The sequence below is a fragment of the bacterium genome, from assembly GCA_037143175.1.
In the GTDB taxonomy this organism is placed as follows: domain Bacteria; phylum Verrucomicrobiota; class Kiritimatiellia; order CAIKKV01; family CAITUY01; genus JAABPW01.
The window spans coordinates 55,215-76,892 of sequence record JBAWZF010000005.1 but is presented as its reverse complement, the minus strand read 5'-3'; the positions used below and the strand labels follow the sequence as shown (position 1 = coordinate 76,892).

23 protein-coding genes and 1 pseudogene are annotated in these 21,678 nt (G+C 52.9%); 12 read left to right on the top strand and 12 right to left on the bottom strand.

Annotation, left to right across the window (positions count from 1 at the left end):
• Positions 1-2: 2 nt before the first annotated feature.
• From WCI03_03365 to zwf, 9 genes are all read left to right on the top strand, one after another.
• Positions 3-653 carry a phosphopantothenoylcysteine decarboxylase gene (locus tag WCI03_03365; protein ID MEI8138887.1) on the top strand — a complete coding sequence of 217 codons (651 nt, stop codon included), beginning with the start codon at positions 3-5 and terminating at the stop codon, positions 651-653.
• Between the two features lie 12 nt (positions 654-665).
• Complete coding sequence (locus WCI03_03360) at positions 666-2,429, top strand: sigma 54-interacting transcriptional regulator (protein ID MEI8138886.1); 1,764 nt, start codon at positions 666-668, stop codon at positions 2,427-2,429.
• Between the two features lie 397 nt (positions 2,430-2,826).
• Positions 2,827-3,330 (top strand): thioredoxin family protein, encoded by a 504-nt coding sequence (locus WCI03_03355; protein ID MEI8138885.1) that lies wholly within the window; start codon positions 2,827-2,829, stop codon positions 3,328-3,330.
• A gap of 9 nt (positions 3,331-3,339) precedes the next feature.
• The gene (locus WCI03_03350; protein ID MEI8138884.1) at positions 3,340-3,498 is read left to right on the top strand and encodes a rubredoxin; all 159 of its coding nucleotides are present in this window, start codon (positions 3,340-3,342) and stop codon (positions 3,496-3,498) included.
• Positions 3,499-3,523: 25 nt separating this feature from the next.
• Complete coding sequence (locus WCI03_03345) at positions 3,524-3,901, top strand: desulfoferrodoxin (protein MEI8138883.1); 378 nt, start codon at positions 3,524-3,526, stop codon at positions 3,899-3,901.
• Between the two features lie 2 nt (positions 3,902-3,903).
• Positions 3,904-4,404 (top strand): ferritin, encoded by a 501-nt coding sequence (locus tag WCI03_03340; GenBank protein MEI8138882.1) that lies wholly within the window; start codon positions 3,904-3,906, stop codon positions 4,402-4,404.
• An 89-nt stretch (positions 4,405-4,493) separates the two neighbouring features.
• Positions 4,494-4,853, top strand: coding sequence for a hypothetical protein (locus WCI03_03335; GenBank protein ID MEI8138881.1), 360 nt, complete (start codon positions 4,494-4,496; stop codon positions 4,851-4,853).
• Positions 4,850-6,511 (top strand): cytochrome c biogenesis protein CcdA, encoded by a 1,662-nt coding sequence (locus WCI03_03330; GenBank protein ID MEI8138880.1) that lies wholly within the window; start codon positions 4,850-4,852, stop codon positions 6,509-6,511. The genes WCI03_03335 and WCI03_03330 overlap by 4 nt, the downstream gene beginning before the upstream one ends.
• A 151-nt stretch (positions 6,512-6,662) precedes the next feature.
• On the top strand, positions 6,663-8,114 hold the full coding sequence (gene zwf, locus WCI03_03325) for a glucose-6-phosphate dehydrogenase (GenBank protein ID MEI8138879.1): 1,452 nt from the start codon (positions 6,663-6,665) through the stop codon (positions 8,112-8,114).
• Here the strand turns inward: zwf and WCI03_03320 are convergent.
• Positions 8,111-9,259: a hybrid sensor histidine kinase/response regulator gene (locus WCI03_03320; protein MEI8138878.1), complete on the bottom strand. Its 1,149-nt coding sequence runs from the start codon at positions 9,257-9,259 to the stop codon at positions 8,111-8,113. The two genes, zwf and WCI03_03320, sit on opposite strands and share 4 nt — an antisense overlap.
• A gap of 96 nt (positions 9,260-9,355) precedes the next feature.
• On the opposite strand from WCI03_03320, the gene WCI03_03315 reads away from it, so the two are divergent.
• Positions 9,356-9,967: a hypothetical protein gene (locus WCI03_03315; GenBank protein ID MEI8138877.1), complete on the top strand. Its 612-nt coding sequence runs from the start codon at positions 9,356-9,358 to the stop codon at positions 9,965-9,967.
• Between the two features lie 5 nt (positions 9,968-9,972).
• Here WCI03_03315 and WCI03_03310 read toward each other — a convergent pair whose 3' ends face one another.
• From WCI03_03310 to nrdR, 3 genes are read right to left on the bottom strand one after another with little or no spacing between them, the layout of a single operon-like run.
• Positions 9,973-10,938 (bottom strand): phosphoribosylaminoimidazolesuccinocarboxamide synthase, encoded by a 966-nt coding sequence (locus WCI03_03310; protein ID MEI8138876.1) that lies wholly within the window; start codon positions 10,936-10,938, stop codon positions 9,973-9,975.
• Between the two features lie 43 nt (positions 10,939-10,981).
• A complete protein-coding gene (locus WCI03_03305; GenBank protein ID MEI8138875.1) occupies positions 10,982-11,605 on the bottom strand; it encodes a hypothetical protein in 624 nt (207 codons plus the stop codon).
• Positions 11,605-12,057 (bottom strand): transcriptional regulator NrdR, encoded by a 453-nt coding sequence (nrdR, locus tag WCI03_03300; GenBank protein ID MEI8138874.1) that lies wholly within the window; start codon positions 12,055-12,057, stop codon positions 11,605-11,607. Before nrdR ends, WCI03_03305 begins: the two co-directional genes overlap by 1 nt.
• A gap of 240 nt (positions 12,058-12,297) precedes the next feature.
• Between nrdR and WCI03_03295 the strand changes: the two are divergent.
• A pseudogene (locus WCI03_03295) lies at positions 12,298-12,456 on the top strand (tyrosine-type recombinase/integrase).
• Between the two features lie 169 nt (positions 12,457-12,625).
• Here WCI03_03295 and WCI03_03290 read toward each other — a convergent pair.
• The 8 genes from WCI03_03290 to WCI03_03255 form a co-directional block, all read right to left on the bottom strand.
• Complete coding sequence (locus WCI03_03290; GenBank protein MEI8138873.1) at positions 12,626-14,863, bottom strand: protein kinase; 2,238 nt, start codon at positions 14,861-14,863, stop codon at positions 12,626-12,628.
• A gap of 16 nt (positions 14,864-14,879) precedes the next feature.
• On the bottom strand, positions 14,880-16,073 hold the full coding sequence (gene eboE / locus WCI03_03285) for a metabolite traffic protein EboE (protein ID MEI8138872.1): 1,194 nt from the start codon (positions 16,071-16,073) through the stop codon (positions 14,880-14,882).
• On the bottom strand, positions 16,052-17,233 hold the full coding sequence (locus WCI03_03280) for a 3-dehydroquinate synthase (protein ID MEI8138871.1): 1,182 nt from the start codon (positions 17,231-17,233) through the stop codon (positions 16,052-16,054). Before WCI03_03280 ends, eboE begins: the two co-directional genes overlap by 22 nt.
• Entirely contained in the window at positions 17,230-18,528 is a 1,299-nt protein-coding gene (locus tag WCI03_03275) for a nucleotide pyrophosphatase/phosphodiesterase family protein (protein ID MEI8138870.1), read from the bottom strand. Before WCI03_03275 ends, WCI03_03280 begins: the two co-directional genes overlap by 4 nt.
• Before the next feature lie 8 nt (positions 18,529-18,536).
• The gene (locus tag WCI03_03270; protein MEI8138869.1) at positions 18,537-19,409 is read right to left on the bottom strand and encodes a UbiA family prenyltransferase; all 873 of its coding nucleotides are present in this window, start codon (positions 19,407-19,409) and stop codon (positions 18,537-18,539) included.
• Positions 19,410-19,568: 159 nt separating this feature from the next.
• Entirely contained in the window at positions 19,569-20,138 is a 570-nt protein-coding gene (locus WCI03_03265; protein ID MEI8138868.1) for a sigma-70 family RNA polymerase sigma factor, read from the bottom strand.
• 52 nt (positions 20,139-20,190) lie between these two features.
• Positions 20,191-20,709: an N-acetyltransferase family protein gene (locus WCI03_03260; GenBank protein ID MEI8138867.1), complete on the bottom strand. Its 519-nt coding sequence runs from the start codon at positions 20,707-20,709 to the stop codon at positions 20,191-20,193.
• 103 nt (positions 20,710-20,812) lie between these two features.
• Complete coding sequence (locus WCI03_03255) at positions 20,813-20,980, bottom strand: hypothetical protein (protein ID MEI8138866.1); 168 nt, start codon at positions 20,978-20,980, stop codon at positions 20,813-20,815.
• 99 nt (positions 20,981-21,079) lie between these two features.
• Here WCI03_03255 and WCI03_03250 point away from each other — a divergent pair, with 99 nt between their 5' ends.
• Positions 21,080-21,670 (top strand): bifunctional nuclease family protein, encoded by a 591-nt coding sequence (locus tag WCI03_03250; GenBank protein MEI8138865.1) that lies wholly within the window; start codon positions 21,080-21,082, stop codon positions 21,668-21,670.
• Positions 21,671-21,678 lie beyond the last annotated feature (8 nt).

Below are 21,678 nucleotides of genomic sequence, written 5' to 3'. Positions count from 1 at the left end.
TTATGAGAATATTAGTCACAGCAGGGCCGACCCGTGAGTTCATGGATCCGGTGCGATATATCAGCAATCGATCCTCCGGGAAAATGGGCTACGCGATTGCCGCGGCGGCTTGTGCGCGCGGTCATGAGGTGGTCCTGATCAGTGGGCCGGTAGCGCTAACGGCCCCTGCGGGTGTTAAGGTGGTGCCTGTTGTGTCGGCGGCAGACATGTTACCTGCCGTTGAAAGTCATTTTGAGGCATGTGATGCGCTCATTATGGCGGCGGCTGTTTCAGATTGGCGGCCCGCTGTTGTGAGTCAGCAGAAGATGAAGAAGCAGAATGCCCGGATGGAGCTGATGCTTGAGCCGACGGCGGATATCCTGCTGACGATCAGGCCGCGAAAAGGGGGCCGGGTAGTGGTCGGGTTTGCTGCCGAAACCACAGAGGTTGAATCCGAGGCGCGTCGAAAGTTGGCGGCCAAGGGGCTTGATCTGATTGTGGCCAATGACGTGACCCAGTCGGATGCCGGATTTGATGTGGAAACGAATCGAGTCGTATTGATCACGACAACGGATCGCCTGCCGCTGCCACTGATGACGAAGCGGGAGGTGGGCGAGCGGATTGTCGAATGGGTGGAATCGCGGGCTGGCATGTCCCGGGAAATGCATAAGTAGAAAGCCTGAGTTATGACTGAGAAGGTGGATCAACTTTTGTTTGTGGGGGGATCTGATGCCAGTTGTGGCGCCATGGCGGCGGCCTTTGCCAATGCAATTTGTCGGAAAAATGTTGTTGCCCGTTATGCCGGTGTGCTTTCCGGTACGGTCGACCCGTTGGTGTGGCGGGTTTTGTCAGAGGTACATCTTTCGGGTGACGGTTCGGTTGGCATGCGGGTGGCTGATCTGGGTAATTGTGCTTTTGATGTGATGGTGGCTTTATCTGAAGAGGCCGCTGAAGCAGGTCGGATGTTGCCGGGAAATCCCCAGAAACTGCTTTGGAATATCCCGGAGCCAGCCTCCTTGAAGGGGGATGTGGAATGGCGCTTGCAGGCATTCCGTGAGACGCGTGATATGATCAAGCGCTTGGTAGACGATTTTTATGCGAGGGGATATCTGTCGGCCTTTCTTGCCTCAAAACATGAATATGATCTGATATTGGATAATATCTCCGAGGGTGTGATTGCTCATGATTTGAATCGGCGGATATTTTATTTCAATGCGGCAGCAGAGCGGATCACCGGGTATAAGCGTGAAGACTTGTTGAATCGTGACTGTCACGAAGCCTTGCCCAGTGGGTTATGCGGCGCGAAGTGTTCGTTTTGTGAGGGGAACGCTCTGCCGGAATATCCCGCCAGCAAAGATCTCGAGATCGTTACCCGTACAGGTGAACGACGGCGGATTCATATGAATCTTAATGTCATGAAGAATGATCAAGGCCATCCGTTGGGATTATTAGCTTGTTTTCGGGATTTAACACTTGAGGTGCAGTTGGCCCGTCGTTTGGGTGAGATTGAACAGTTTAGCGGCATTATCGGGCGTGACCCCAAGATGCAGGCGCTCTACGATATCATACCCGAGTTAGCGGAATCCTCGGCACCGATTCTTGTGCAGGGCGAAAGTGGGACGGGTAAGGAACTGATTGCGGTCGCGCTTCACAATGAAGGGCCTCGTGCGAATAAAATGTTTGTACCCGTGAATTGCGGGGCCTTGCCGGAAGGCTTGCTTGAAAGCGAGTTGTTCGGGCATGTAAAGGGCGCTTTCACAGGGGCTATTCGCGATAAGAAAGGGCGTTTTGAGCTGGCGGACGGGGGCACCATTTTCCTCGATGAAATTGGTGATATTTCGCCCGCCATGCAGGTTAAGTTGCTCCGGGTGCTGCAAGAAGGCCGCTTTGAACAGGTCGGGAGCGAGAAGACCATCAAGGTCAATGTCAGGGTTATTAGTGCCACTCATCGCGACCTGATTCAAGAAATGGCTGCAGGCAAGTTTCGTGAAGATTTATTCTACCGGCTCAGCGTCGTTCCGCTTACGTTGCCGCCGTTGAGAGAGCGGCGAACCGACATCCCCCTGCTGGCCAATCATTTTTTGAAGCTGTATGCAGGTGGCAAGCCAATCACGTTTTCGCCTGATGCCTTGGATTTCATGTTGGGCTACAACTGGCCCGGCAATGTACGTGAACTCCAGAATTGGATTCAGTTTGCCCTGATCAAATGTAAGGGCGGTACAATTTTGCAAGAGCATTTGCCGCCCATTGCACTTAAGGCGCAGCCGACGCATGGGGTGGCAGCCGCTCTGGCTCCCCCTTCCAAAGGGAAACAACGCCTGACTCAGCAGATCGTTCGTGAGACTCTTGAGCGGGTGGGGGGCAACAAAGTTGAAGCCGCCAAGGCTCTGGGAGTGTCTCGTGCGACACTGTATCGTTTCATGGAAGAATCTATCACGCCTGAGGCGTGAGACATTCTTTACATGTGATTTGAGACACATCCTTCAATTGTTGCGCTGTTGCCTCATGGCTGTAACGTATTCACTACGAATACGTTAATAACAATTCGATCAAAAGCTCCGCACTGGGCACGCATCCTGCATCAGTAATCATCAAGAAATTTATTGGAGAAGAATGCATGGATGACTACAATGAAAACATCAGGGCGTTAATTCAGGTCGCAACGGAATTGATAATTGTTGCTGATAAGGGGCAAGCTGAATGTACTGATGAAAATTGCATGTCTTTATATGGGTTAACAAAAGACTGTGGATATAGGATAAGGACTGCAGCGCGGCGTGAGTTTGAGGCGCACGAGGTAAAGCGTGGAGTGGGTTAAAACTGGTGAGTAACATGAAAGGTGACAGGATGAAAATTAAATTAAGTTTAGTGGTATTGATGTATTTGTCGGGGATCGTCGGATATTCGGCTGAGGTGCCGAAGAGTGAAGGAAGCGCGGTCGTGAAAGCTGTTGTTCTCGAAAAAGCGGTGTGGCTAACCTCACTTTCAGAGGCGAAAGCAGAAGCGGCCAGGCGGAATGTTCCGATTCTTGCGGATTTTTCCGGATCTGACTGGTGCGGCTGGTGCATAAAACTTGATAAAGAGGTTTTTTCTACAGATGTTTTCAAGAAATATGCCGCAGAAAATCTAGTGTTACTGCTGGTTGATTTCCCTCGAAGCAAGCCGCAGTCGGATGAGCTTAAAAAACAAAACAATGATTTGTCTGAAAAGTACGGGATTCAGGGATTCCCCACGATTCTGCTGCTTGATGCAGAGGGAAAATTACTGGAACGGACCAGTTATTTGGCCGGTGGGGGCGAGAATTATGTTACGCATTTGAGAAAACTGTTGAAGAATAAAAGAAACAAATAAGGAGCAGGGATGACGTATATATGTAATGTGTGTGGTTATGTTTATGACCCCGCTAAAGGTGATCCTGATCACGGAGTCGCGCCGGGTACAAGTTTCGCGGATATTCCCGCTGGTTGGCTGTGTCCGGATTGTGGAGTTGGTAAGGATGAATTTTCCCCACAGGGTTGATGGGTTTATTTATTAGGAGAATTATATGACGAAACGTTCAGAAGTTTACAAATGCGAGTTATGCGGAAATATTGTCGAGATGGTTCATGCTTCTGCCGGACAATTGGTTTGCTGCGGGCAGGAAATGAAATTACGGGCTGAGAATACGGTAGATGCTTCTAAAGAGAAGCATATTCCCGTGATTGAGCATGTAGCCGGCGGGATCAAGGTGACGGTAGGGAGCGTGGCTCATCCCATGGAAGAGAAGCATTACATTGAGTGGATTGAGCTTCTTGTGGGCGACACCCTACTTCGGCAGTATCTCAAGCCTGGCGTTCCGCCTATCGCCATATTCGAGGGTGTGACGGCGACCAATATCGTTGCGCGTGAGTTTTGTAATCTTCATGGATTGTGGAAGGGCTGATTATGATATCAAAACAGATGGCCAAGGCGATTAACGATCAGGTTAACAAGGAGATTTTTTCCTCGTACCTGTATCTTGCCATGTCGGCAAATGCGATCTCTCTTGGATTTAAAGGAGCCGGTACGTGGTTCAAGGTTCAGTTTCAGGAGGAGTTGGAGCATGCCCTGAAATTCTACAATTATCTCCTGAGCCAGGGTGAGGTTGTTGAGTTTGGAGCGATCGATAAGCCGACCGTTGGGTACAAGGCCCTGCTGGACATGTATGTCGACACGCTGAAACATGAAAAACTGGTCACGAAGTCGCTTAACGCCCTGATGGATCTCGCGGTCTCGGAGAAGGATTATGCGACTCAGGCTTTGTTGCAGTGGTACATTACGGAGCAGATCGAGGAAGAGGCTAATGATGCAGATATCATTGCCATGATCAAGATGGCCGGGACTTCCACGGGCACCTTGTTTATGGTGGACAAGCAGCTCGGAAAGCGTGGGGCTAAGGCAGGGTGAGCGAGCCTGCTGGCTGTTAGACTATTTTTCTCTCGGGAAAGATAGTCTAACAGTTTTGCCCTTTTTCATGCTTGATACAGAAAAAAGATGTGATGTTTAAAAAATGTACATGTTGTGGCCATCATTGGGGCAGCCGTGAGGAATTCTTGTCCGATCCTCAGGTTAAGCTGATTGGCTATCAGGTTAACTTCGACAAACTTGATACGGGTTATTTCCTGTTTAATCACCTGAACCAGCGTTGTTTGACAACGCTGGCGATGCAAACAGGCTTTTTCAGGGATTTGTATCAGGGAGAAGAGTATCATGAGCGATTGACAGGAACGTTGAAATGTCCTGGTCATTGTTTGCATAACGATAATTTAAAATCTTGCCCCGTAAAATGCGACTGTAGTTTCGTGCGGGAAGTTATGCAAATTGTCCTGAAGTGGCCCAAAGGAGAGGCTGCGTGAAGGAATCCATATTGAAAAGTATCCTCTCGATATGGGTTTTGATTCTGAGCGCATCCCCATGGGTTTATGCAGCCGATCCTTTTGGAGTTGATTTGTCGAGGGAAGGAAATGGCTCCAATCTGACTGTCACCCTGCGTATAACGATCCCTCCGAATCACCACATTTATGCTGATCAAGTGCGGGTGGAGTCTGGGTCAGGCGCTCTTTTTAGTCTTGTCGGAGGTGATCAACCGGTAACTTTGCGTGATAGTTTTTCAGACGGGGCACGTCTATCATATACTAATAATGTTTTGTTGCTGTTCCGTTCGGGGACTGCTGTGGCGTCAGATGAAGCTTTGAAGGTTTCATATCAGGGGTGCAGCGAAGAGCAATGCTTTTTTCCCAAAACAAGAATATTCGCAGTCAGTTCTTCCTCGAAGCAATCTGGAGACACCCTGGCGGATAAATCAGTGGCGAAGGCGGAAGGGATTGCAGGTTGGAATCAGGCCCTGGTGGGGAGGGTCACAGCATCAGGGTATTTGAACACAAAGGAATTTCTGTCTTTTCTGAATAAGGCTGAAGGGCATGCGGATATTGCCGCAAAGTCTGAAAGTATTACGGCTAGACTGAAAGCAGCTTCCCTGCTTTTCAGCGCCAATCCTTTAGAGTTTTTCAAGATTCACGGGGTGTGGTGGACGGTCATGATAATCCTTGCCGGTGGCCTCCTGTTGAATTTGACGCCCTGTGTTCTTCCCATGATCCCCATCAATTTGGCTATCATTGGGGTGGGGGCTCAAAATGGTACCAAGGCCAAAGGGTTTTTCCTGGGCGGAGCGTATGGAGTGGGAATTGCCTTGGTATATGGGGTGTTGGGGGTGGTTGTGGTGTTGACTGGGTCGCAATTCGGGGTTTTGAATTCCATGCCATGGTTCAACGTGGTCATAGCCTCGGTGTTTGTCCTTCTGGCACTCGCCATGTTTGATGTGTTTTCCATTGATATGACCCGATTCCAGAGGGCGGGAACCGGTAGCGATGGGAATCAGGGGAAAGTGGTGACAGCAATGTTCATGGGGGGGATTTCCGCTTTGCTTGCTGGTGCCTGCGTTGCGCCTGTCGTGATCGCCGTGTTGCTTTTGTCCAGTAATCTCTATGCGCAGGGGGCCAGTATCGGGTTGATGCTTCCCTTTATTCTGGGGGCTGGTATGGCATTGCCGTGGCCCTTTGCGGGCTCAGGGTTATCGTTTCTTCCCAAGCCGGGTGCCTGGATGACATGGGTGAAAACCGGGTTTGGCGTATTGATCCTTTTGTTTGCCGTGTATTACTTCTCCCTTGCCTATCAAGGGTGGTGGGGTAAGAAGGTGGTGGCGCAGGCTGAGTCAGGGGTCTATCAGATTACGGGCTCGGATCCGGCCGCATGGCAAGCGGTTGTCGCGGACTCCGCTAAAACCGGTAAGCCTGTTTTTATCGATTTTTGGGCAACCTGGTGCAAGAATTGCGAAGCGATGGAGCTAACTACATTCCGCGCGCAGGAAGTGAAGCAGCGTTTGGCGGGATATATTGTTGTGAAATTCCAGGCGGAAAATCTGGCCGACAAGGGAACCCGTGAGTTTGCCAATTTCTTCGGCGTGAAAGGGTTGCCTACCTATGTGGTGCTCAAGGCGGGGAGCACCTTGCAATGAGTTGCAAAAGAGGGTGCGGGCCTAAGAAGTCCTCCACCCGCGCAAAAAAGCACCCCTGTCCGGAATGCAAAATGTGTAACTGGTGTTCCGATTCCCGTTGTGCAATGTGTAAGGGTTGGCTTGTAAAAAAAACTGCCACCGTTAAATCAAAATGAGTGAACCCCAAAGACTTGGAATAGTGGTGGTGGGCGCCTCTGGCGATCTGGCCCAAACCAAAGTAATCCCGGCGCTGTTTGCGTTGTACTGCCAGCATTTTCTACCCGATGATTTTCATGTCTATGGTTTGGCTCGAACCGAAATGGATCATGCGGCGTTCCGGAAGAAAGTGGCGGAGAATCTGACCTGTCGTTATGTGCCGGGGGAGGCTTGCGCTGATCGCACCGAAGAGTTTCTGCAGCGGTGTTATTATTGTCAGGGACAATATTCTTCCACTGACTCTTTTTTGGATCTATTTCAGTTGATGCGTGAAGTCGAGGGAGTAGGGCCCATCAATCGGATTTTTTACATGGCCATTCCTCCCTCCGTATTTCAGGACGTGGCCAGAGCACTGGGGAATTCCGGGCTAGTGGCTTGCGATGATTCGGAGGGCTGGTCTCGAATTGTTGTAGAGAAGCCTTTTGGTCGCGACCGGGATTCCTCTGATCGGCTTGTTAAAGAAATGCAGACGGTTTTTACCGAGGAAATGACCTATCGGATTGATCACTATCTGGGAAAAGAAATTGTACAGAACCTGATGGTCCTCAGATTTGCCAATCTGATCTTTGAGCCACTCTGGAACAAGGCCTACATTGAAAGCGTGAGTATCAAGTGGGCGGAGCCGATAGGTGTTGGTCAGCGGGGGGGGTATTTTGATGGATTTGGGATCATCCGCGACGTGATGCAGAATCACCTGCTTCAGATCCTTGCCCTATTAGCGATGGAGTGCCCGCGTGAATACAGTGCTTCGGCTGTGCGAAATGCGAAGGTGGCGTTGCTCCGGGATATCTCCCCGATCACGCTGGATCGGCTTGTGGTGGGGCAATATGGCACCTCAACGACGGGCCAGCAAAGGGCCTATGTTGCGGCCCCCAATGTGCCGCCCGATTCATTAACGCCGACGTATGCAGCAGCGGTGCTCCAGATCCATAATCCGCGCTGGGAGGGCGTTCCTTTTCTGATTGAAGCCGGAAAGGCGCTGGATCAAAAAATTAATGAAGTACGGATCCGATTCCGCAAAATTCCGGCCGGCCTATTTGGGAAGACAGGGGCGGTGCTTCACTCGAATGAACTCATCATGCGAATCCAGCCGGATGAAAGCATCGTATTGAGGATTATGAATAAATTGCCGGGCCTGGGCCTCGATTTAGCTCCTACGGAGTTGAATCTCCGTTATCAAGCGGCCTTTTCGGCGTTGATTCCGGAAGCCTATGAATGCCTGCTTCTGGATGTGGTCAAGGGGGACCGTAGTTTATTTATCCGGGCTGATGAACTTGAAGCTGCCTGGGATGTTTTTACTCCGGTACTTCAACAGTTGGAGTCCCAGCACATGGCTCCTGACATTTATCCGTATGGAAGTTCTGGGCCAAAGGCTGGATGGGCTCTGGCCCAGCGCTGGGGTGTTTAGGGCACCCTGGAGCGCGGGCCTGCGAGGGGGAGTTCAAACCAGAATACATTGCTGGCATCAGGTGCATGCTCGATGCCCACCCTACCCCCATGCGCCTCGACCGCGAGTTTGCAGAACGGGAGGCCCAGCCCTGGAGCGTAACGTCCCTTTCCGCTGAGAGCGGAGTTGGCCTGGGCGTACTTTTCGAAAATATCAGAATGCTCCTCGACTGTGATCGGGCGACCGTTGTCTGTAATGTTAATGCGGATGAAGTCATTTATGGTGGTGGCACTCAGGGTGATTTGTCCGTCTTCGTTCCGGGTAGCCCGAATGGCATTGGCGATCAGGTTGGTGAGGACGCGACGTATTAGTCCAATGTCGATCATGGCATGGATTGGCGAGAACCCGGTGGCCATCCGTAGGGAGCGCGACTGCCTGATAGGCTCCATGCTTGTGATAACCTGCCCGCACAAATCAACCAGGTCGCAGGGCATCAGATTAAGTATCAACGTGCCATTTTCCATCCGGTTGATATCCAGAATGGAGTTGATCATGTCAACCATATTGCGTGTGTGGGCTTGAGTCTCGGAGAGGTAGTTGGCGACTTTGGGCGAGAACGAGACCACTTTCTCGGATTTAATGAGTTCAAGATAACCATCGATCACCCCGAGGGGATTCCGGAGATCATGAACAATCATGTGGATGAGGTTGTCTCGTAACGCCTCCAATGTCTGCATGCGCTTCATGGTGGCCCGCAACTGTTCCCGCTGTTTTCGCAGGTCAAGATGGATCGAAACTCTTGAAAGCACCTCATCAATCTGAAAGGGCCGGGTGACGAAATCAACGCCTCCCGATGAGAAGGCTTTAATCTTATGAAGGGCTTTGTGTTCCCCGCTTACAAAAATAACAGGGATATCGGAAAAGGCCGGGTTGGCTTTGATACGCCGGCAGACCTCGATTCCATCAATATCCGGCATGTGTACATCCAGCAGAATGAGGTCTGGCGGCTGGGTTTGAATAGCCAGAAGAGCAAGTTCACCGTTCAGGGCGGCTCGCGTTTTGTACCCTTTCATTTTGAGCAGGGCCGCTAGAAATTGAAGATTTGCGGGGGTGTCATCCACAATGAGGATGTCCGCTGCGCCATGACTTTCTTGATCCGTTTCCATCTGTGAAAGTAAGGTAACACAAAAATATGAACTTCCAATTCTTTTGGTGCATTTACTGTTTATCCCTGGCCGGTCGCTGTGCTAGCATCACCGTCTATGAATAAGGATCTTGAAGAAGTTTTGGTTGTGGATCGGGCTTTGGTCGAGCGGTTGGGTATGTTTCAAGGGCTGACGCTGGATACAGCCCGATATCTGCCGGAATTGTTGAGTCCGGAAAATTATCGTTTTGTCCCGCGCCATAAAGCCGAGCAAGATGACACCCTGAAGCAGTTGATTCCGTACTTTCTGATCTGCCATGAGGATCAGATCTGGTGTTATGTCCGGGGGAAAAAATCCGGTGAGGAACGGCTGGTGGCGAAGGCCTCCCTGGGTATCGGCGGACACATGAACAATCAGGATCTGGATTTGTTTGATAATATCTATGACCGGGCGGCCATGAGAGAGTTGGAGGAGGAAGTCGTGCTTCCTGCTGGCTACACACATAAAGTGGTGGCCCTGCTAAATGACGACCTGACGCCGGTTGGGCGCGTTCATCTTGGCGTCATTCATATTTTGCGCTCCCCCTCCTCAGAAGTGCGGAAGCGTGAGGGTGTGATTACGGAATCAGGTTTCCGGACGGTCGCTGAACTGAAAGCCATGTACGACCGCATGGAAACCTGGTCTCAAATCTGTCTGGACCAGATTGATGGTTTGCTGGCCCGCGGGTAAGGGCTCTACTTCAAGCAACCGGCCCGCCTCAGATTATTGGCGATACGGGCCGCCACAGGTTCATCTGTGACGTTGAATTTCAGGCCCGTGACCTGCTCGTAAGCTTGAATATACCGTTTGGCGGCTTCGACGCGGACTTCTTCGGTTAACTCCGGAGGAGTGCCATCGCCGCGGAATCCCTGCGATACCAGCCATTCCCGGATATATTCCTTATCAATCTTGCGCTGTTCCTTACCTGCCTTGAAAAGTGAGTCGTAGGTGTCGGCAAACCAGTAACGTGATGAATCGGGCGTATGTATCTCGTCCGATACCACCAATTTCCCGTTCAGTTTACCGATTTCGTATTTCGTATCGACGAGGATGAGTCCCTGCGCGGCGGCATGTTTTACGCCTGCGTCAAAAAGCTTGAAACACAGGGCGGCAGCGGCGTCATAGGTTTCGGCATCAATCAGGCCTTCCTGAATGGCTTCCTCGCGGGAGATGGGGCGGTCATGCTTCTCATGTTTCGTGGTAGGGGTAAGAATGGGACGCTCCAGCTTTTGATCTTTTTTCAACCCCTCGGGGAGCGTGTTGCCGCAGAAATAGCGCACGCCGCGCTCATAGTTGTACCAGGCAGAAGTCTTGGTGACCCCGGTGATGTAGCCGCGGACAATAAATTCAAGAGGGAGTTGCTCGCATTCGTGGACAACCATGACGTTGGGATCCGGGATCGAGATAATGTGATTGGGGATAATGGGTTTTGTTTTTTCAAACCAGAATGCCGCCAATTGATTTAATACCTGCCCCTTGAACGGGATTGTGCCGATGATGCAGTCAAAGGCTGATACCCGATCGGTGGTAACGATGATCCGCTGGTCTTTTTGGATGTAACTCTCCCGCACCTTGCCCTGATGGCGCTCGCCAAGGCCGGGGAAGTTGGTTTCATTCAACGTGTTCTTGAGTTCAGCTCGAATGCGTTCTTCTGCGATCATGGTTTGTTTTCTCCTTTATTCGGGTATCCTGGGGGCTAATAAATCAGGGGAGCAGCGTGAGAATTGCGGGAGCAACGTCCCATCCTCGTTGGGTGCAAAAATGTTCCAGATGCCGCGCGGCAAGGGAACGGAGTTCCAAGGTAAGTGCTCTGAGTGCTCGCCCTGATGTGCCGGGGCCTAAAATGATGGAGGCCGAGAGTTCCATGCCCTTGAGCCCCAGAAACCCCCGTCCTGACGTGGCATCCCAGACATCGGCGAAAGTGGCGAGGACAATGCGGATCCGGTCGAAAAAAATCATTTCCATGCCGGCGTCGCGGGAGGTCATGAGTTGCCGGGTATCCAGCACCCAAACGGTTTCCCGGCCGCAGGCGATCCACGTTGCCGGATAAATAACCCGGTTCCCGAATAGCCGGATACGTCTGGCTAAAGCCCCTTCTCCGGCAGCGTCCAAAGCATGTGCGAGCAATTCGCGGGACTGACGGGGGTCCAGTTCTTCAGGGATGACCTCGATTTGATCCAGATAAAGGGCGACGCCCTGGGCTGCTTCCGCCAGTGTGGGGTGCGAGGCCAATGCCGTGTTTCCGCAAAGAGTGGGGACGTCGGTCAGCAGGCGATCGGCAATTTTTTCACGCGAGGTGCCTGAGGTGTTAGTATCCTGCCAGATCATCAGCGGGTGACCATTCCCTGAATTGCGTTGATAAACTGGTTCACGTCCTTGAACCGACGATACACGGAAGCGAAGCGTACGTAAGCCACTTCATCAATTTTCTCAAGCCGCTCCATCACCTTTTCGCCGATGATGTCGCTTGTGACTTCCCGTTCGAAATCATTACCCAGTTCGGTAATGATGTTGTCGACGATCGTTTCGATATCCGCCATGCTGACGGGGCGTTTTTCGCAAGCGCGGGCGATACCATTGATCAATTTCTCCCGAGACAACTCCTCGTGACGGCCATCGCGCTTGATGATGTGAAGGGCCACTTTGACCACTTCCTCGCGGGTGGTAAAACGATGCGCGCAACTCACGCAGACACGACGACGCCGAATGACATCGCCATTACGGGAGGCCCGGCTATCGATTACCTTATCTTCACTATGACCGCATCGCGGACAACGCATGATTCCCCTTAACAAGTTGTTGGAGGCGCATAGTAAAAGAAAAATGCAGGGCGGTCAACAGGCGGCAGCGAATTGTAGTGAAAACTGAGGCGATGATTATTTGATCCGTGCTGACCGAACTAAGGAGTCCGTCGATGAGTGTGGTACGAGAGTAGTTCTTGCAGTACATGAGGTTGAAGGGGTTTGCGCAGAAGACGTCGGACAGTTATGAACGGGCTGTGGTGGATTTGACTGTTGGTATATGGGGCAGGATTGCGGGTGAGCGAAGTGGTGCATCTGAAACCATTTCACATTGAGAGCGCTCCTGACCGTATGGTGGTGCGAGTTGAGCAAGGCAAGGGTCGGAAGGATCGCTACACGCTTTTGTCTCGGCATTCTCTGGAGTTGTTACGAACGTACATGATCAAACATCATCAACAACGGGAAAGCACCCCTTCAAAATCCCATAGCGCCCTTTGCAGCGTCTCGCGGCTCCGTCCAACTGCATTTTATCCCCAGGGATAAAACGCTATTCGGTATGTTGAGCTCAATATAACAGGAAGTCTGAACTTACGACGATTCATCGCGTCTATCTTTCAAAAATTGATGGATTCCATTGGTTCGCGTAGCGATCCAATGGAGTCCGCAGTACGGTGTGGGCATGTAGCCAGTAAACAGGTTGATAGATCGTTCGCAGGGTATCTCGTGTATTGACCGACAGGGGGCCGCGATCGAGCATGAAATGAAATGTGGGCCCGATGCTGAGCACATAAAGAACGGTAGCACTCATGATCGTCAACAGCCATAAAACGGCAGCGCGTTGCCGCTGGAACCTTCGAATTTGGCTGAGGAGATCCCGGGCTGGAAGCGAATCAGCTTTGAACCGGGTGAGCACATCGTTGGCGGCGCGTTCCGCTGCGTTCAGACTTCTTTTTCGCAATGCATCGTCGGCTCGGGTTAACAACCGTGAAATTTGTTCAATTTGTTTCGACGCCTTGTCCTCCAGCACATCGGCGGGCGACGGTTCTGCAGTGAGGTTTTTGATGGTCATGCAAATCGCAAGACAGCCCTCGTAATCCTGTGCTTGAAGCGCCTGGGCGGCCGACTGGATATGGCGTTCGATCGACTGGCGCATGGAGTCCAGTTCTGATTTCAGTTGCTCGGTGTCTTTGGAGAGCGAGATAACCGCTTTTGCATAGGATCCTTGTTCGCTATCAGGCTGATTGCTGTCATGGATGAGCGCGCCTTTGAGTGTCGGAAATTGGGATTCCAACTGACCAAGAGACAGGAGGCGATTCTCTATTTCGGTAAGACAGTTCCGGGCCTGCCCGGGCAACTTGTCGGCCAGCAATTGCCGGGCATGATTCATCTCCGAGCGGAGGGCGATAATGTTATGTTCAGCAATACGCCAGGGGAGTTCGCCGCGTAGTTCCTTATATTCGGGGCCGTCGTCGAGCACGCCGTATTCGTTGAGGCGTTCCCGCACTTCCTCGTAGTTCTGCTGGCCAAGGCTCGTGGTGATGGCCTGGGTCAATTCATCCTTGCGATTGAGCGCCCATGTGGCTGTATTGCCCAGTTCCTGGATGTCCTGGATTAATTCTCGCCCCTTAGCCCCTTTGGGCTGGAACCGGTTGGCGGCATCAACGGCGTCCTTGATCCGTTCGAAATCCTTTTGGCGCCGGTATTCACGTAACCGGCTGAGCAGGGCTCTCATATCCTCAAAAGTTTTGATGTCTGTGGAGCACTGGCCGCAGAAACGAACACCTACCCGGGTTTCTCCGGCACATTCGGGACAACTCTCCATCCCGTCCCAGTTACAGTGGGTACAATACCGGCTGTCCACGGGGTTGAGTGCGTTGCACCACTTGCAGCGCCACATGCCTGGATCCGTGAGTGGAGAGAGAAAATCACCTGCGGTTTGGGCCAGAACATCGGCAAAGTCTTTAGCGGAGCTCCACCGTTGGGTGGGGTCTTGCTCCATGGCCTTGAGAATAATGGGCCGCAGGCAATCGGGGACGCGACTGTCCCGGAAAAAACGCGGGTTTTCGCCTGTCAGGCAGAAATAGAGGATCCCACCGAGACTGTAGACATCGGAACGTTCGTCTGCGATTGCGGGATTGGTTTCCTGCTCAGGTGCGGCGTACCCGAGGGAGAGCATGCGCGTCCCGGTCATCGTCAGTTTGGCGGCGTCGGAGGTGGTTTGGCGGGCGATGCCAAAATCCACGATACGGGGTTCGCCATGTTCGTCGAGCAGGACGTTGGAAGGTTTAAGGTCGCGGTGAATGACGCCGCGGCGGTGGGCGTATTCGATGGCGGTGCAGAGTTTCTTAACCAGAACGACGGAGACGCGCATGGAGAGGGGGGCCTCGTTTTGCTCCAGTTTCTGTTCCAGATTAAGCGAGAGAGGGGGCCAGTTGGGGGCGGGTGCTTTGCCGGGACCAGCCACATATTCCATGACAATCTGCGGTTCGGTGCGTTTGACGTCAAAGTCGTAGAGTTTGACGATGTAGATATGGTTGAGTGAAGCGATCAACTGTGCCTCACGGAGGAACCTGTCGCGCATGGGGCTGTCGGTCAGGAAGGCCTGGCTAAGACGCTTTATGGCGACGAAACGGCCCAGTTTCAGGTCTTTCGCCAGATAGACGGTGCTCATCCCGCCACGTCCAATTTCGTTCAGTATCTGGTAGGGAGAGGCTTCTGAGTTTGGAAGTTCGGGCGATGGCGATGGGTCACCACTCATATCAAGGAGGGTCGGCGTGTCCCGCCCCGCTGTGGCGTTTCGCGGAGGGATCGTATCGAGTTGTGTGGCGTTGGCTCCGGTTTGCATGGTGTTATCTATCTCTTCAAGAGGATGGCCTGTCAAGTTGATCTCTTACCCATTCATATTCGCGGACGGTGCTGGAGACCACTCCACCAGCTTGCAGGGCTGCGGGGAGGACATGGAAGGTGTAGGTTTCAATTTCCAGATGCTGGACTGGCAGGTGGCTTAATTGATCCCGGAATTTGGCATCCATGGACTTGGCGGTGGAACGGAGCAGGGCATCGCCCTCAAAGTACAACGGGACGTGGAAATGGATCCGCCAGAGGGAGGAAGGATCATCAGGTGTAACTGGGGATTCCAATGCTTTATCCAAGTCGGCATATCGCTCAAGATACAGGGTTTTGACCTGGTGGAGATAGACTGGATCGAGAAAGGCTAAGAGTCTGGTTCTGGCGGCGGTGGTGGGAATGACCTCCAGTGCGGCACTGAGTTGGACCTTGGAAATTCGGATACCATGACGGGCAAGACGGACCAGACTCGCGGACAGGTTTTCAAACTGAATGGCCAAATGGCAGGTATCAAAACAAACGCCGAGGTGTCGTCGCAAAAGGGCCTCAGCTTCAGCCCGAGTGCAGGACAGGCGTGAAACCAGGTGTGGAGTGGCTTGCGGGAAAAGTTGAGTTTCAAAGAACCGGATGACTTCTGGTGTTGTTTCCAGCAAACAGTCGGGCTCAGGCTCAAGTCCGATATGAACCACTTTGCCGGTTTTCTGAGATATATTATGAAGCGAGAGGGCGCATTCAGCCAGTTGGATTACCATCTCGTTGGAGGGGGTGCTGGCGACGGTGCTACCTGATGAAAATTTATATCCGAGCGGGAGGGTGCTGATACTCCCCTCGGTCCCTTCCGGAAGCAGTTCGGCCAGAATGTGCGCCAAGGTGGTGGTATAGTCGAGTCGCTCGCGGGTGGACCAGTCTGGTTGATAAACTGACGTTTTGACAGGTTTGGTGTGAAAGGATCCGTAGGGGAAGCCATTAATGGTGAAGGCGTAGAGGTTATGTTCATGCAAGAAACGCTTGAAAGTGGTTCGCGTTTCCGGGTGGCTTAAAGTCGAGGCAGCCTGGTGACTCAAGCGTAATCCCAGCCCGAACGGTTTGCCCGGGGAGACGAGGTCGCGGATCGCCAGAGTATGCGTTTGAATAGCAGCCAGATTATCTGCCCAGGACTCGCCGGGATGAACATTCAGGCAATAGGTTAAATGGGTGTTAGGGTGCATGTTTTCAGATACTTGATCCCTTCGGAAATGATGGCAGGATCCATGGTGTGAACTTCGGTCCGTGAGCCAATGGGGGCGGGGAGGGTGATGGTAAGGGAACCGCCAAGGTGTTCCTGAAAGCGGGTCAAGCCATCCAGAATGGCCAGCGAACCGTTCGGCTTAAGCGTCGCCAGGTGTTTATCCCAAATGGGGAGTCCGGCGGCATGAAGACTCGTGAGCAGGTTGGCGAGTCCTTTTTTAGGAATCAAGCCCAGCCGCATGGCGTAATAGGAATCCAGCGCGATGCCAATGGATACCGCTTCGCCATGCCGCAGGCGATAGCCGGACATAACCTCAAGTTGATGAGCCGACCAGTGCCCGAAATCAAGCGGGCGCGCGCTGCCGGTCTCGAACGGATCGCCACCAGATCGGATATGATCGAGATGGAGTGTGGCACAGTCGATGACCAGCCGCTCCATGACACGGGGCCTGCGCTGCCTCAGGGCCTCAGTATTCCTGCAAAGAAAAGTAAAAAAATGGCGATCTTTAATCATGGCGACTTTGAAGGCCTCGGCAATTCCGGCAATCCAGTCTCGGTCAGTCAGGTGATCCAGAAAATCAAAGTCATTGATTACCGCAAAAGGTGGGGCAAAGGTGCCGAGAAAGTTTTTGCTGCCAAAAAGATCTATCCCGGTTTTGACGCCGACCCCGACGTCATTCTGTCCCACTACGGTGGTGGGCATCCGGATGACGCGCAGTCCCCGGTGGACGAGCGAGGCGGCCAATCCTACCATATCAAGGATGCTTCCGCCCCCGATGATTAAAACCACGCTTTGTCTGGCCAAATTACGTTTGGCCATGAGTGCAATCATTCGGGTGAGGCCGGATAGATTCTGCTTCGCCTGTTCACCGCCAGTAATGGTCTCGATGGGGCCAGCCAGTTCAAGGGAGTCCTTATGGGCTTTGAAATAGGCTTTGATCTTGGCGTTGCATTGTGGCCAGGTCCGTGCGGCCCCCTTATCCACGCACACCATTACCCGGTGCCGGCATTTTTCATGGAGGCGATCAACAGTGCCGGCAAGTAACGGATTGTCGGGGGAAAAGGTGTTCCGATGGAAATAGACCGGGAATTCAAAGGGGATTGAGAGCCGTTGATAAACACTGGTAATGGAGTGGCTCACGGTACAGCCTCCAGATGTTGCTTCACAAGCTGGGCGAGCTCCTGCAGGGTGGTGGGGGTGCCGGCAAGCTGACAGGTGGCCGCCCAAGCGGCGTCGCGGTCCTTGCCAATGGTGCCATGTGAACCCTTGATGCGGGTGGTGTCCTGGCTGACGGAGATCGGGGGCCAACCGAAGAACAACTCGCAGGGATCATAGCCGGGCTTGTTATGGATATCCACATGGCTGGCATAATCGGGCGCTTTCTTCTTGGCGGTCCACCATGGGTAGGCGAACCAGAAGCCGGGTTTAGCCACAAGCAATAGTTCCCCCCCATGCGGGTGGGCGATGCCTGCGGTCTGCTGGGCTGTGGTATCCAGAATGGTCTCGATTCCCTCAAGTGTTTCCAGTGCGGTTCGTGTTGAGGCCAGGTCAGTCGGGTCGCGTAGGTAGACGTGAGCGATCTCGTGATCGACCATCGCAAAAGCCTGGCTGGCGTGGAAGTCCGGATAGAGCATTCCTGCCACAGTCCGTGTTTTGAACAGATTGGATTGGAGCAGGGCACGATTTGGAAAGACGGTTTGGGTTGCGGAGCCTATGGCGTAATCCCCGAAGATCAGGATGTCATAGTCATTTTTTACAGCGGCATCGCGAATAAGCGCGAGCTGGCTGAGTAAGGCGGCCAGGGCACGCTTGGCAGAAGGATGCGCGGGCCCGTGCCGCTGGAGATCGTAGTCGAGTGCGGGGAGATACGTCAGGCAAAGGTCGGGCGCAGTGTTAGGATCGTTTAACAGCAGCGCCGTGGCTTGGGCGATCCAGTCAGAGGAGGCGGGCGAGGCGATGGGGCCCCAATAGCGGTGCAGGGGAAAAGTACGCTTGATAGATTTGCAGAGCGAGTCATAGAGGCCGGGGGGTTGACTATATACGCTTTGGATCATTCCCCCGCCGTGTTTGTGAATGGGGGCAGGGGAAAGGATGATATCCGCGGCTTCACCTAGCGACTGCTGCCAGAATAGCATGGCAACCCGCTTTCCCCGCTTCCGGAATGAGTCCCAGATCCGTGGGCCGGAGACCAATCCTGAGGATTGTTCCCAGAGGAGAGGACGGTGAAGTTCGCGATGGAATTGGCCATTGGCGATCATGCCATGGCTGGAAAGGGGGGCGGCAGTGCGGAATGTGGCCTGTGCTGTGCAGGTGAGGGCCGGGAATACACTTTTGAGTGGTTCAAAGGTGCACCCTTTCCAGGTTATGCCGAATGATTCGGTCAGGAAATCATATCCCAATCCGGCCACTTGAATGATGACTAAGCGCTTATTCATGCCGGTAATTAACTACCATAAAACCATCTGCTGATCCAGCCGCTTACCGGAAAAAGAAATAGTAGGAGGAGCGCGAACCCTTCGCCCACGCCGCCGCATGAAGCGCAGAGTGCCGCCTGCGTGAAAAGCAGGCCACGGATCAAGCCGCCAACGGAAGCCTGAACGACGCGGGGTGAAGCATGACGTCTCATTTGGGCCGTCCAGACCAGGGCCCAGAGGATGGACATGACCCCCAATAAAATTGACATGCTTTTCCATTGAAACACCAGTGGGGATCCAGGATTGAGCAGGAAGATTGCCAGCCAGGCCGTTAGGATTGTGGGGATGCCCCAGCGGCACCAAGTGGGGATCGGGGGCGCATCCGTGTCGGCTTCATTTCGCGCAATGATGGTGATCAGGGCGATGTACAGGGTCAGGAAAAGTGCAGCCATCAGGACGGCGGGGGAAGTGACTCCAGGAAGGCCGAGAATGGCGGCGCCCAGCATCAGGCTTAGTCCCCGGCAGATTCCCATCGAGAAGGGGGCCAGCCAGGGAATCCTTTTAGCGAAGACATTGTAAAGCCATGAGGCCAGCGCGACGAGAATTCCGATGGCGCTGGCGGTGTTGCCTGCCGGGAGCGTGAAGAGCACGCCGGCCAGCGTCAGAAAGATGGCGGCCCACTTCGCGGCGAGGGGGCTGACGGCCCCGGACGGAATGGGCCGATCGGGGCGTTCGCGAGCATCACAATCGCGGTCAAAGAAGTCGTTGGCCAGCAGTCCGCTGGCGTAGAAGGCGAGGGCCGCCCCCATGACGGCGTATACCGCATTCCAACTGGGAATGATATGAAGCGCCAGGGCGGCGAGCAAGGCACCGACCAGGGGATCGCCGGGGACAGTAAACAAATTTGGAGGGCGGAAAAGAGTGAGCCAGCCCTTCCATGCATTTGGAGCTGGAGGGTTAGAGGAGGTCAATGGGGATGTCTCCTGAGGCGACTTTTTTATTAGGTGTTGATTCTGGTCGATGGGCATAGGAAGGAAGATAGCGGTAATAGACCTCCAGCATCAATACACAAAGTGTGGTGGTGTAAACGTGGGAATGCAATCCCTGAGCAGGTCTCTTACACGGAACAAGGCGACAGCAACCCAGGTTTCTGTCCGATGATTCTGTGACGCCAGCTCCCGGATGGAGAGTCGGTTAAAATAACGCTGCTGGATGAGTTGGCGGGACTCTTCGGGCAGCTTCGTGAGGCAATTCCGGAGGTGTTCCACATACGCCTCCTCGCGATCCAGAGCTTGAACGGACTGCATGGATGCGTCGAGAACGATCCGGTCCAGTTCATCTTCCCCGGGGGCGACATAACGGGAACGTGCCTTAAGCTCCTTCAGCATGAGGTTGCGGGCGATGCCTTTTGTCCAGGAGAGAAACGTGCCGCGCCGTTCATATTTGGCAATATTTTCGTACGACACCACTAGGGTATGCTGAAGGACTTCTTCAACCATGTCGATGGAGCAGGCGTGGGCGGAGAGAAAAATCCTTAATTCTTTCCGAATGGCAAAAACCACCTCGCCAAAGGCATCGCGATCCCCGTTTTGGACGCGTTCTACAAGTTGGTCAAGTTCGGTTTCGTTCATGTGGATGATGCCCTTTAATCCGTATTACGCAAAAGGGACAAAATATTACAAATTATCCTTCAGTCGGATGTGTGGGGGTGGGGAGTATCAACTGATAAAAGACCATGTCCAGCCAGCGACCGAATTTAAAGCCTGCCTGTTTGATGGTGCCGCAATATTCAAACCCGAGGCTGCGATGGAGCGCCATGCTGGCTTCATTGGCAGTGTCGATGGCCCCGATGATCGTATGAACATTTTGAGCCTGGGCGCGGCGAATCAGTTCCTTCATCAGGTGGGAGCCAATGCCTTTGCCGCGGTACCGGGCATCGACATAGACGGAATGCTCAACAGTATATTTATAGCCGGGCCAATTGCGAAAAACTCCATACGTGGCAAATCCCATGAGTTCGCCGTTCTCATTTTCAATTCCAATCAGAGGAAAACCACCTTTGATTTTAGTCGCGAACCAGGCTGTGACCGTCTCAAGGGTTCTAGGCTGGTATTCATATAGTGCCGTGGAATGAATAATGGCGTCATTGAAAATAGCCTGGATTGCCGGTAAGTGGCGGGTGTCACATGAAATGATTTTCATTAGTGGTGATTATATAGACGATATTAGAAATCACTTCAATATCTCCTTACACCCCATTCAGGGCAGACGCATCTAAACCCCGGACTTCTGGCAATTTTTGGCTTTATTTGGCAACGCCAATTTGGAGTGCGGCGGCTTGACGCCGCTTTTTCAAGGCCTGGCTTGACAGGCCGCCCGTACGGCGCGTCAAGCCGCGCCTAAGAATAGCGGCGTCAAGCCGCCGCACTCCAAAACCATGCCGTTTCTCAAGTATTTGAGCCGAAATCGTCAAAATTAGAGAGCATTTAGATAAGTATACCCTGACAACGTAGTCTTCCTGCTTTTCATGATGCGAGGAAAGGTGATAAGGTAGTTTCAGAAGAGGTGATTTATGATTCATGTGAAAGTCGCGGGGTTGTCGTTGTCCAATCTGGGATTCGTCGTTCTCCTTAAAGGAGATCCGGATCCCCGGTCATTGCCTATCTTTATTGGTGGGGCGGAAGCCCAATCCATTGCATTGTGGCTCGAAAAAGTTCAGATCCCCCGTCCGCTGACTCATGATTTATTCAAGAACGTCCTGGATTGCATGGAGTGTCGCCTGATGCGGGTGGTCATTAAGGATGTGGTTGAAAGTACATATTATGCCGTTCTGGTGTTGGAACGCGATGGGATTGAGATCGAGATTGATGCTCGCCCCAGTGATGCGATTGCCCTTGGCTTGCGCTGTTCCGCCCCGCTTTATGTGACCGCCCAGGTGATGAATAAGGCGGGAGTGGTGCTTGAGGAGGGGAAGGATGGAGTCCACGAGGAGAAAGAAGACGGGAAAGAGCCCGAAGTTGGGGTCCCGAAAAAAAACGTAGGTTCCCCATTGGCCTTATTGAAGGCCAAGCTTGAAAAGGCCATCTCGGTGGAAAACTACGAGGACGCTGCCAAGTTCCGCGATGAGATTAAGCGCTATGAGCAGGCGCACGGAAAGAACTAATAAGAATA

Excerpts from the sequence above, each read along its gene's own strand:
- WCI03_03365 (MEI8138887.1), top strand. The coding sequence starts at position 3 with ATGAGAATATTAGTCACAGCAGGGCCGACCCGTGAGTTCATGGATCCG.
- WCI03_03360 (MEI8138886.1), top strand. The coding sequence starts at position 666 with ATGACTGAGAAGGTGGATCAACTTTTGTTTGTGGGGGGATCTGATGCC.
- WCI03_03355 (MEI8138885.1), top strand. The coding sequence starts at position 2,827 with ATGAAAATTAAATTAAGTTTAGTGGTATTGATGTATTTGTCGGGGATC.
- WCI03_03350 (MEI8138884.1), top strand. The coding sequence starts at position 3,340 with ATGACGTATATATGTAATGTGTGTGGTTATGTTTATGACCCCGCTAAA.
- WCI03_03345 (MEI8138883.1), top strand. The coding sequence starts at position 3,524 with ATGACGAAACGTTCAGAAGTTTACAAATGCGAGTTATGCGGAAATATT.
- WCI03_03340 (MEI8138882.1), top strand. The coding sequence starts at position 3,904 with ATGATATCAAAACAGATGGCCAAGGCGATTAACGATCAGGTTAACAAG.
- zwf (MEI8138879.1), top strand. The coding sequence starts at position 6,663 with ATGAGTGAACCCCAAAGACTTGGAATAGTGGTGGTGGGCGCCTCTGGC.
- WCI03_03320 (MEI8138878.1), bottom strand. The coding sequence starts at position 9,259 with ATGGAAACGGATCAAGAAAGTCATGGCGCAGCGGACATCCTCATTGTG.
- WCI03_03315 (MEI8138877.1), top strand. The coding sequence starts at position 9,356 with ATGAATAAGGATCTTGAAGAAGTTTTGGTTGTGGATCGGGCTTTGGTC.
- WCI03_03310 (MEI8138876.1), bottom strand. The coding sequence starts at position 10,938 with ATGATCGCAGAAGAACGCATTCGAGCTGAACTCAAGAACACGTTGAAT.
- WCI03_03305 (MEI8138875.1), bottom strand. The coding sequence starts at position 11,605 with ATGATCTGGCAGGATACTAACACCTCAGGCACCTCGCGTGAAAAAATT.
- nrdR (MEI8138874.1), bottom strand. The coding sequence starts at position 12,057 with ATGCGTTGTCCGCGATGCGGTCATAGTGAAGATAAGGTAATCGATAGC.
- WCI03_03290 (MEI8138873.1), bottom strand. The coding sequence starts at position 14,863 with ATGCAAACCGGAGCCAACGCCACACAACTCGATACGATCCCTCCGCGA.
- eboE (MEI8138872.1), bottom strand. The coding sequence starts at position 16,073 with ATGCACCCTAACACCCATTTAACCTATTGCCTGAATGTTCATCCCGGC.
- WCI03_03275 (MEI8138870.1), bottom strand. The coding sequence starts at position 18,528 with ATGAATAAGCGCTTAGTCATCATTCAAGTGGCCGGATTGGGATATGAT.
- WCI03_03265 (MEI8138868.1), bottom strand. The coding sequence starts at position 20,138 with ATGAACGAAACCGAACTTGACCAACTTGTAGAACGCGTCCAAAACGGG.
- WCI03_03260 (MEI8138867.1), bottom strand. The coding sequence starts at position 20,709 with ATGAAAATCATTTCATGTGACACCCGCCACTTACCGGCAATCCAGGCT.
- WCI03_03250 (MEI8138865.1), top strand. The coding sequence starts at position 21,080 with ATGATTCATGTGAAAGTCGCGGGGTTGTCGTTGTCCAATCTGGGATTC.